Source organism: Aerococcus sp. L_32 (genome assembly GCF_050689315.1).
Genome location: NZ_JBOEQF010000974.1, coordinates 1 through 699, shown reverse-complemented (window position 1 = coordinate 699; position 699 = coordinate 1). Strand labels below are relative to the sequence as shown.

Here is a 699-nt window from a genome sequence, read left to right as displayed (position 1 = left end):
GAACTCCTGGATTAGATATTCTTTAAACGGAGGATACGAGCCACAAATTCCAAACGCTACAGGTCTCACGATCCAAGAATTAGATAATGGGAACTTCCTGTTTAAAGTGAGGCTATTCGATGGTAAGGATTATAAAATCCTTTTACCTTTAGTAAAGAAGGGTAAATAATAATGAAGAAAAGTGGTTTTGTCTTATTTACCGCATTAATGTATATGTCGATCCTAACCTTCATCTATTTAGTTAACTTAAATATGTACAGTAGCCAAGTTAAAATGAATGAAGAAATTAAAATATCCTATCACGCACAAATCATGTCTCGCCTGGCGGTGGAGAAAGTGATCGCTGAGAAGGAGAAAGTAGTGACTAGCCAAATAAGTTCAAAGGATCAGCCGTCAGAGCCTTCAGATAGTAAAGAATTGGATACATCCCATTCTAAAGAAGAAAGTGATGTAAAACCTTTGCCGAATGAAAGCAGTGTAATCATAAATAATCCTGATCAAGCTAGTGTTTCAGAGATTCAGCCAGATGCTACCGTTGGATCGAGCAATCAAGAGGATATAGAAAATAACGAAGCAGCTGTTAATTCAGCAACTTCAGATCAAGTAAATGAAGTAGTGGCTGCCACTCAATCGTCAATACCATGGACAGATGGCAATTGGACTATGACCTTTAACCAGGGACATGTGTCAGTTGAATTT

1 protein-coding gene is annotated in these 699 nt (G+C 37.6%); it reads left to right on the top strand.

The window, feature by feature from the left end; all coding sequences use genetic code 11:
- Positions 1–207: 207 nt before the first annotated feature.
- A partial coding sequence (locus ACRCJ0_RS17695; RefSeq protein ID WP_431391458.1) for a hypothetical protein occupies positions 208–699 on the top strand: 492 nt, incomplete at its 3' end.